Here is an 8,412-nt window from a genome sequence, read left to right on the forward strand (position 1 = left end):
AAAAATATTATGATATAATTGTTTCTTAACATAATAATTTTAAAGGAGTTTTCAATTATAAAATGAATACTGAAAGAGTGGAAATAAAATCAATATTAAATAAAATTACAAATATATTTGATTACATAACTAATTATGCCGAAATTCATGAGAAATATTTGAAGGAGTTATTAATTAAATATGACTATGAAGATATACTTAGTAAAAATTTAATGCTTTCAGAGTTTCATGTCATAGATTGTATAGGAAAAAATCAATTGCCTAATGCCACTTTTATATCAAAAGAACTGGATATGACCAGGGGGGGTATATCCAAAATAACTGCTAAACTTATAGAAAAGAATTTGATAAAAGGAAATCACCTGGAAAATAATAAAAAAGAAATTTATTATACTTTGACTACTGAGGGAAAAAAGGCTTTTCGAATACACAAGGAGCTTCATGAAATTGAGAGCAGAAAATTTGTAAATATGTTGAATAGGTATAATAATGAAAAGTTGAATATAATTAATAAATTTTTAGATGACCTTATGAATAATTTATAAAAATTCGTAATAATATCAAGTGATTCCAAGGTTCAGATGGAGTTTGCTTATAAGAAATACTTTTCGTATTTTAACCTTATTAACAGTATTTTTAGCATCTTTAGAGTTTAGAATACGTTATTCTTTGAGGGAAGAACTTGTCTAACTTTAGGAAGGTGGGATATTAGCAATGGTAGATTTGGGATAAAAATAGAAAAGGAGATTAAATGGACAGTATACTTTTGATAATAAAATCTATAATATTGGGAATAGTAGAAGGAATAACAGAGTTTCTGCCGGTGTCTTCAACAGGACATATGGTGGTTTTTGAAAACTTGATGGGATTTAAAGGGGACAACCCTGCTTATGTTGAGATGTACACATATGTTATACAGCTTGGAGCCATACTAGCAGTGGTGATACTGTATTGGAAGAAAATAAAAGAAACTCTTGTAGATTTTCTTCCTCATAAAGTTGGTTATGAAAAATCTGGATTTAAATTTTGGTTAATGATATTTATTGCATGCATTCCCGGAGTTATCTGTCAGCTGTTATTGGGTGATTTGGCAGACAAATATCTGTTTACACCGGTATCTGTGGCAATGACTTTGTTTTTAGGTGGTGTATGGATGATATATGCCGAAAATAAATTTAGAAATAAAAGTCCCAGAAGCAGCGGATTGAGTGTTACAGCAAAGCAGGCACTGATAATCGGCACCTTTCAATGCTTAGCCATAATTCCAGGAATGTCGCGTTCGGCTTCAACAATTATAGGTGGATGGCTATCAGGACTTTCGACGATTGCAGCTGCTGAATTCTCCTTTTTTCTGGCAATCCCGGTTATGGTGGGGATGAGTGCTTTGGAGATTTTAAAGATTGGTGGTGTGGCAAGTCTTACATCTATAGAAATAATTTCTCTTGTTGTGGGATTTCTGGTATCGTTTTTAGTGGCTTTGATAGTAGTTAACAAGTTTATTCTTTATTTGAAAAAGAAACCTATGAGAATATTTGCGGTATATAGAATGATATTTGCAATTGTAGTATTATTGGCAGGATTTCTGGGGATATTTCATTAGCAAGGCAATTTTGTCTCAAAAAAGTTATTCAAAAGTACAGGATTTGTATAAAATAATATTACCTATAATGTTTCATGGGCTCAATAGGGAAGAGTGGAAGGTGTACTTTCTGAGCAGAGTGAATATATTAAGAACAAATACGAATATAATATGCCAGAGATACAGAATATAGATATTATGAATGAACAGCCATGGAAGTTTATTGGTTATATGAGTGATGGTCTTAACTTATTGTATCATCATTGTTAATCTCGTACAAATACTATTATTGTATAACTGCTTTAAAATAATGGCAATCTATTAAAAAAGCCCTTATTGAGGTGATAGGTTTGAAAAAGTCACTGTACACTTTATTTTTAGCGTTGTTGATAATTTTCTATATTCCGTTAAATATTAAGGCTGCTTCATATAATTATGCTAAATTTGGATTGAGAGAACATTGTATTGCACTTCAAAATTCAAAAGAGAAATTATATCAGGATATGCTTGTGACGCTATTACTGCCTATTTTACAGAATGCAGTGGATAATTACTATAAAGAATATTTATCAGTATCTCCTGTAATAGCACCTTATGATATTTCTGTATTGAGCATAGATAGACTGGGTGGGAATGAAACATTTGATTTTTGTGTGAAATTAGAACTTCATCCCTATGTTGGTCCACACCTTGATGTAGGACTTGATCATATTACTATTAAAATAAATTCAACAGGCAGAGTTAAAGTTGAAAAATTTGAGCATATCAGAAATTATGAATTACCATCATACTATCAAGATATTATAAAAAAGAAGCTGCCATAATGTAAAAATCTTTATTGAAGAAGTGCTATATTGACTAATTTCTTGAAAGGCCCATATAACACTTTTTTTGACTAAAATAAAGCTGATTATTTTAAATTGTATTTTTCTATACTTTGCAATGATATTATGCAGTTATTTATCTAAAATCTTAATTTCTCCACGACTTCCGTCAACCAAAACTTTATCACCGGTTTTAAGTCTTAAAGTGGCGCTGCCGCATCCCACAACTGCTGGAATACCGAGTTCCCTGGCTACAATTGCTGCGTGGGATAATGGTGCACCTATATCCGTAATGATAGCTCCGGCTTTCGGAAATATGGGAGTCCACCCTATATTGGTGGTTGATGCTACCAATATTTCACCTGGCTGAAGCAGATTTCCATCCTCCGGATCTCTGAGGATTCGGACAGGACCTTCAATTTTGCCTGCAGCTCCCGGGAAACCTTTCAGTGTTTCAAAATTTGAACTCACTGTATCAGCAGGTGAGGTAAAGTCGTAATAATCCACTCTTCTATCTGGATTTTTGACCCATTTATAAGGATCTATACGCCCTCTGATAATGGATGGAAGGGGAGGCAGAGCTCTGTAACTGTCGTAATTTTTTTGCCTTGCAGGTATGTGCTCCAGAGCTGATCTGTCTCCTGTCAGTAAATCAAGGATTTCATGAATATACAGGAAGAAGACGTCACTGCCAATACCTGTCAGCTGGCCGGCTTTAAGTGCAAAAGTCCTGTTGGCCCTGAATACTCTGGACCATTCTGAACGCAGTGCCTCTCTGATGGAACTTCCCTCACGGGCGTCTTCAATTTGTTTTTTTATCTGATCGTACTTAGATGGGAAACGTTCCTTTAAATTTTTCATTTCCAGGATATATTGGTTTTCCTGGTTTTTCAGCAGGCTTTCCGCATCCACTCCCGCTTTTTTATTTTCTTCTATCTGTTTTTCAAGCCACATTTTATCCTCTGATGGATCCGGTATGGATAATTCAAATTCATGAGGGCTCCTGTGACCATATTTCAACATGTATTCTTCTTTGGTCATTTCTCCCTTGATTATTTTTGAAATTCCAACAACAGGCCCCAGGCTTTCAAGGCTGGAATTGCCGCCTAAACTGGAAAGCAAAGCATCTGCAGCTTCTTTTCCCAAAAGCTCTGGAAGTTTTTCATTGAGCTTGAACAGGGCCATTATTTTTTTTCTGGGTGCATAGCGGCCCGCCAATAATATTTTACAGTTGCAGGGCCAGAGTTCTTCTTTCCATAATCCAAGCAATTCATTCCCGTCATTTACCTGTTCTATACGTTTTTTCATATTTCTGCACCATGCAGGTGTATCTTTTATATAGAGAGGTATTGATCTTGAAATTTTTCTTGAGCATTTCAACATATGTCCTATTCTTGGAAGCATAACCTTTAATAATTGCAGACCTGAAAAGGGATATATGGGAATATCCATGTTCTTTGTGGTTTTTCCAAATATATAGTTCATTTTTCTGAGCACCGGTTTATAATCTCTGCCAAATGCCTTATACATGGATAATGCCACATTGACATTGGAATACATTCTTCCGCATATATTGCCTGAAAACAGATAATAATTTGGAATAATTGATTGTTCCTCGTCAAGGGCTCTTATTACAGACCAGCTTAAAGGAGTAAAAACATCAGACATGGCTTCACCTACATTGGTATTTGTCCATAGATAGTCCCCGTCCAAAGAGGCATTCATCTCATAGGTGTCCAGATTATATGCTTTCAGCGTGGTAATTGGCCTTGCCTGCAGTATATACAGTCTGCCTTTGGAAACTGCCCATTCAATATCCTGCTGACATCCCAGGTCTTTTACCAGTCTGGAGGCATATCTGAATAATTTTGAAGAATATTTTTTAAAATCCTTCGGCCCTGCATACTTTCCCCCCGGTCTGAATAATTTAAAGGGACATGCATTGGATTCTCCGGATACAAGCTGTTCTCCCAGGCCGTATACATAATTACCGGACATGCTTTCGTGGCTTCCGGTAATTGGATCTGCGGTAAACAATACACCGGATATCTCAGATGGAACCATCAGCATGATAACTACTGCAATTTGATGGGACTGGTTCATGCCTTGTACAGAGGTATAAGCTTTTACTCTGTATGATTCCTTTGATTGAAACACTTTATAAATAGCTTCCTTTATTTCCTCATCTGTATTTCTATTTAAAACAGTTTCAAATTCTCCTGCAAAGGAAGCTGCTGAAGAGTCTTCACTTAATGCGGAGGACCTTACTGCAAACAGGCAGCCTGCATTTTTATCTCTGATTTCTTTCAGCACACTCTGTATTTTACTCCAGGCCTCATCTCTAAGTTTATTTTCATGGAAAGCAGAGGGTAAAACCACAAATCCCTCCGGCACCGGATACCCATCCTGATACATTTTTGAAAGCATTGCACCTTTGCCGCCTGCAAGCTGCCTTTCCTCAGGAGTAAGATCCCTGAAACTTTTTATCATATTACTACTCATAATTAAAATCCCCTTCTTAGTATTATTTATAAAAAGTGCTTCTGAACAAATCCAGATAGCTGTCAAGTTCCACGAGCAAATCATCATAATTCAATTTATTCAGGGAGTAAACTTTTAATTTTTCCCGTTCTCTTGCAGAAATGCCTTCCAGAGTCCACATAATCACACGAATAGCTCGAGCCGTATCAACTTCATTTTTAAACTTGGAAACATCTATATTTTGCAGCACTTTACTGCTTCCACTTGCAATATAATTCCTGTTCCTTATATCCAGATCATCTTTCACTTCCCCTGATTCCTCGAAGTATGCGGACTTTACAAAGTCAAGCATATCCGGATATCTGCCTATCAGGGCAAATTCCATGACAATCACCTGCCTCAGCCTTTTTAGGATGTCTCTTTCACTCAGATCTATTTTTCCATAAAACTCATTCATGAGAGTTTTTACTGAATAATCGTATAGATATAAATACAGCTCTTTTTTACTGTGAAAGTAATGAAACAGCATTCCCTTGCCTATACTGGCATCTTTTACTATCTTGTTGGTGGATGCGTTCTTGTAACCCCTCAAGTTGAATTCCTTCATTGCTGCATTGAGTATTCTGTTTTGCTTATCAGCTTCCAATGCATGAAACTTTTCAAACATCTGATGGCCTCCTGTATCAATTCAATTTATCGACCTAACTGGTCTAAGACATATTATAACACTATCGACCAGAATAGTCTATAGTTTTTATAAAAAAGCGGACTTAATAATTTATACTTATTTGTCGTATTTGCAATATTTTTAGGGAATAAAAAATCTTTACAAATATATTCTACAAGTGTAAAATTGATACTGTGGAGGTGACTTGTATTGTCAATTATAAAGATTCCTGAATCCGAGCTGGAGGTTATGGAGGCTGTCTGGAACAGCCGGAGCCCAATATCTTCCAAGGAAATTGTGGATATTATGGAAAAGAAAAAAGGCTGGAAAAACACAACCATACTGACTCTTTTGTCCCGTTTGGCAAAGAAGAAATTTATAACTGCAGCAAAAGGGAAAAGGATAACCTATTATACAACCCTTGTGACTGAAGAGGAATACCGTAAGTTTGAAACCAGAGAATTTTTCCGTAAATTTCATAAAGGCTCTTTAAAAAGTTTTATTACTACGCTGCATGAGGACAATGATATTACCGATGATGATCTGGATGAACTGGATCATTGGATTAAAAGCAGGTGATGATATGATTGAAGTGTTTATGGAAAATCTTTTAAAAACCTCATTATTGGGAAGTATGGCAATTATAATCATCATATTTCTTGAAAAAACTTTGCTCAAAAGATATAAAAATACCTTTAATTATTATATATGGCTGGCTGTAATAATAAAGATGATTATGCCTTTTAAAATTCCAGTTCATTTACCTGAGAAGGCATATGATGTCTTTCAAAATTCACCGGGCAGTGTAAAAACAGTGATGAACGGAGGAATTTCTCTAAGCCAGAGCATGAAAATAGGAAACAGTACTGATATAGTAGCTGTTAGTCATAATAATATAAATTATTTAACAATATTGTTCTATATATGGCTTGTTGTAGCTGTAATATTTATAGCTTATCATATTGTATCCTATGCTGTTTTTAAAAATAAATTAAAGCAGTTTACCTGTGATGTCCAGGATATAAGTGTTAAAAATATATACTCTGAATTGTTGTTACAAATGAAAATAAAAAGAAAGATCTCACTAAAAGTGTGTGACGGCATTTCAACACCCATAGGAATAGGAATGACAAAGGCCTGTATTTTAATTCCAGGGGTTTCATATGATATCAGAGAAATGGAGTTTATTTTAAAACATGAGCTCATGCATTATAAAAGAAATGATATGATATACAAGATGTTACTGCTGATAACCATGGCCGTGCACTGGTTTAATCCTCTGATTTATGTAATGTGCAGGGAAATAAATAGAAATTGTGAATTGTCCTGCGATGAAGCCGTGCTCAAGAAATCGGATATGAGCGAGAGGAAATTATATGCATCAACTCTTGTGAATTCACTGAGGTTAAATAATGACAATGGATTGAATCAGAATCTGATTACGGGATTTAATAATAGGAAAATATTAAAGGGGAGACTGGAGAGCATGTTGAATATGAAAGAGAAAAAAAGGGGTATAATATTGGCAGTGCTGATTGTGACAATAACTGTAATATCATTGGTAGGTTTTAATGCCTTTTTTAAAAATGATAAAAATAGTGAAATAAACACTAGAGGGCAGTTTTTGCAGCCTCAGCAAGTAGTTGAAAATTATATAGAATATTCTAATGAAAATGATAGAAACATTATAAAAAATTTGGTAACTAAAAATTATGCTTCAATTATTTGGGGAAGGGGATCTAAAAATACTAGAAATATTAAATACATCAATTATGCTAAAGTTGAAAACATATCGGAAGATACCAATCCATCTCAAAAGGAAGCATATATTAAATATGGAAAAGGGGAAATAAATGGTGTGAAAGAAGAAAATGTAAGAATATATAAAGTAGAATATGTTAATGTAAATTGGGTACTGTATAGAGTTAAAAAAATTAAATGGTGTACTGTTATAAGAGAGGACAAAAATTCACCATGGTTAGTTGATGAATGGGGGGAAGGCTAAGATTTTTAAAATAAACAAATATAGCCAAAAATATTTTTCAATATATAATAGAATTGACAAAATTAACATTAAAATAAAGTAATGCTTTTAGAAACTGTGGAAAAAATAGAAAAGTATATTTCCAAATTATATACTGCTTTTTAAAGTATGTGACAGCATTTCAACACCCATGGGAATAGGAATGACAAAGGTCTGTATTCTAATTCCAAAGGTTTTATATGATATCGGAGAAATGGAGTTCATTAATGGATTGAATCAGAACTTGATTACAGGATTTAATGATAAGAAAATATTAAAAGGGGAACTGGAAAATATGTTGAATATGAAAGAGAAAAAAAGGGGTATAATACTGGCAGTGCTGATTGTGGCAATAGCTGTAATATCATTTGTAGGTTTTAATATTGTTTTTAAGAAAGACATGAATAAAAGCAGCAATATAATAACTGCTGAAGGTCAATTGCTTCAGCCGGAGCAGGTAATAGGAAATTATTTTGGATATTGTAATGAAAAAAACGTAAAAGGGGTGAATTCAACACACACAGAATGGCTTCGCGGGCCGTCATTAGATGAAAATCTTAAATCTATTAAACTTAACAGCATATCGGAAGATACGAGAGAATCACAAAAGGAAGGGTATATGAAATATGGCAGGGGAACAATAAATGGTGCGAAAGCAGAGAATATAAAAATTTATAAAGTCAATTACACAGTTAAATATAAAAAAAATGGTGTTGGAGCTGAAGATAGTGGAACATATGAAAAATGGATCATTCTTGTTAGAAAAGATAAAAATTCATCTTGGTTGATTGATGATATTGGATTATGATAATTATTTGTTGCAATATAATCTATACTC

General features: G+C 34.1%; 8 protein-coding genes. 6 read left to right on the forward strand and 2 right to left on the reverse strand.

Annotated elements, in window-relative coordinates:
- The first annotated feature begins 62 nt into the window (after positions 1-62).
- From CLLU_RS17340 to CLLU_RS17350, 3 genes are all read left to right on the forward strand, one after another.
- Positions 63-545, forward strand: coding sequence for a MarR family transcriptional regulator (locus CLLU_RS17340; RefSeq protein WP_106011022.1), 483 nt, complete (start codon positions 63-65; stop codon positions 543-545).
- A gap of 206 nt (positions 546-751) precedes the next feature.
- Complete coding sequence (locus CLLU_RS17345) at positions 752-1,600, forward strand: undecaprenyl-diphosphate phosphatase (RefSeq protein ID WP_106011023.1); 849 nt, start codon at positions 752-754, stop codon at positions 1,598-1,600.
- Positions 1,601-1,929: 329 nt separating this feature from the next.
- The gene (locus CLLU_RS17350; protein ID WP_106011024.1) at positions 1,930-2,403 is read left to right on the forward strand and encodes a DUF3888 domain-containing protein; all 474 of its coding nucleotides are present in this window, start codon (positions 1,930-1,932) and stop codon (positions 2,401-2,403) included.
- Between the two features lie 132 nt (positions 2,404-2,535).
- On the opposite strand, the gene CLLU_RS17355 is transcribed toward CLLU_RS17350, so the two are convergent.
- Together CLLU_RS17355 and CLLU_RS17360 are read right to left on the reverse strand one after the other, a co-directional pair.
- Complete coding sequence (locus CLLU_RS17355; RefSeq protein WP_106011025.1) at positions 2,536-4,905, reverse strand: PEP/pyruvate-binding domain-containing protein; 2,370 nt, start codon at positions 4,903-4,905, stop codon at positions 2,536-2,538.
- Between the two features lie 22 nt (positions 4,906-4,927).
- Positions 4,928-5,551: a TetR/AcrR family transcriptional regulator gene (locus CLLU_RS17360; RefSeq protein WP_106011026.1), complete on the reverse strand. Its 624-nt coding sequence runs from the start codon at positions 5,549-5,551 to the stop codon at positions 4,928-4,930.
- A gap of 210 nt (positions 5,552-5,761) precedes the next feature.
- On the opposite strand from CLLU_RS17360, the gene CLLU_RS17365 reads away from it, so the two are divergent.
- The 3 genes from CLLU_RS17365 to CLLU_RS17375 all read left to right on the forward strand — a co-directional run bounded on the left by CLLU_RS17365 (position 5,762) and on the right by CLLU_RS17375 (position 8,382).
- The gene (locus CLLU_RS17365) at positions 5,762-6,130 is read left to right on the forward strand and encodes a BlaI/MecI/CopY family transcriptional regulator (RefSeq protein ID WP_106011027.1); all 369 of its coding nucleotides are present in this window, start codon (positions 5,762-5,764) and stop codon (positions 6,128-6,130) included.
- Positions 6,131-6,134: 4 nt separating this feature from the next.
- Complete coding sequence (locus tag CLLU_RS17370) at positions 6,135-7,556, forward strand: M56 family metallopeptidase (RefSeq protein ID WP_106011029.1); 1,422 nt, start codon at positions 6,135-6,137, stop codon at positions 7,554-7,556.
- 181 nt (positions 7,557-7,737) lie between these two features.
- Positions 7,738-8,382, forward strand: coding sequence for a DUF4829 domain-containing protein (locus CLLU_RS17375; protein WP_158255945.1), 645 nt, complete (start codon positions 7,738-7,740; stop codon positions 8,380-8,382).
- Positions 8,383-8,412 lie beyond the last annotated feature (30 nt).

The sequence above is a fragment of the Clostridium luticellarii genome, assembly GCF_002995845.1.
In the GTDB taxonomy this organism is placed as follows: Bacteria; Bacillota; Clostridia; order Clostridiales; family Clostridiaceae; genus Clostridium_B; species Clostridium_B luticellarii.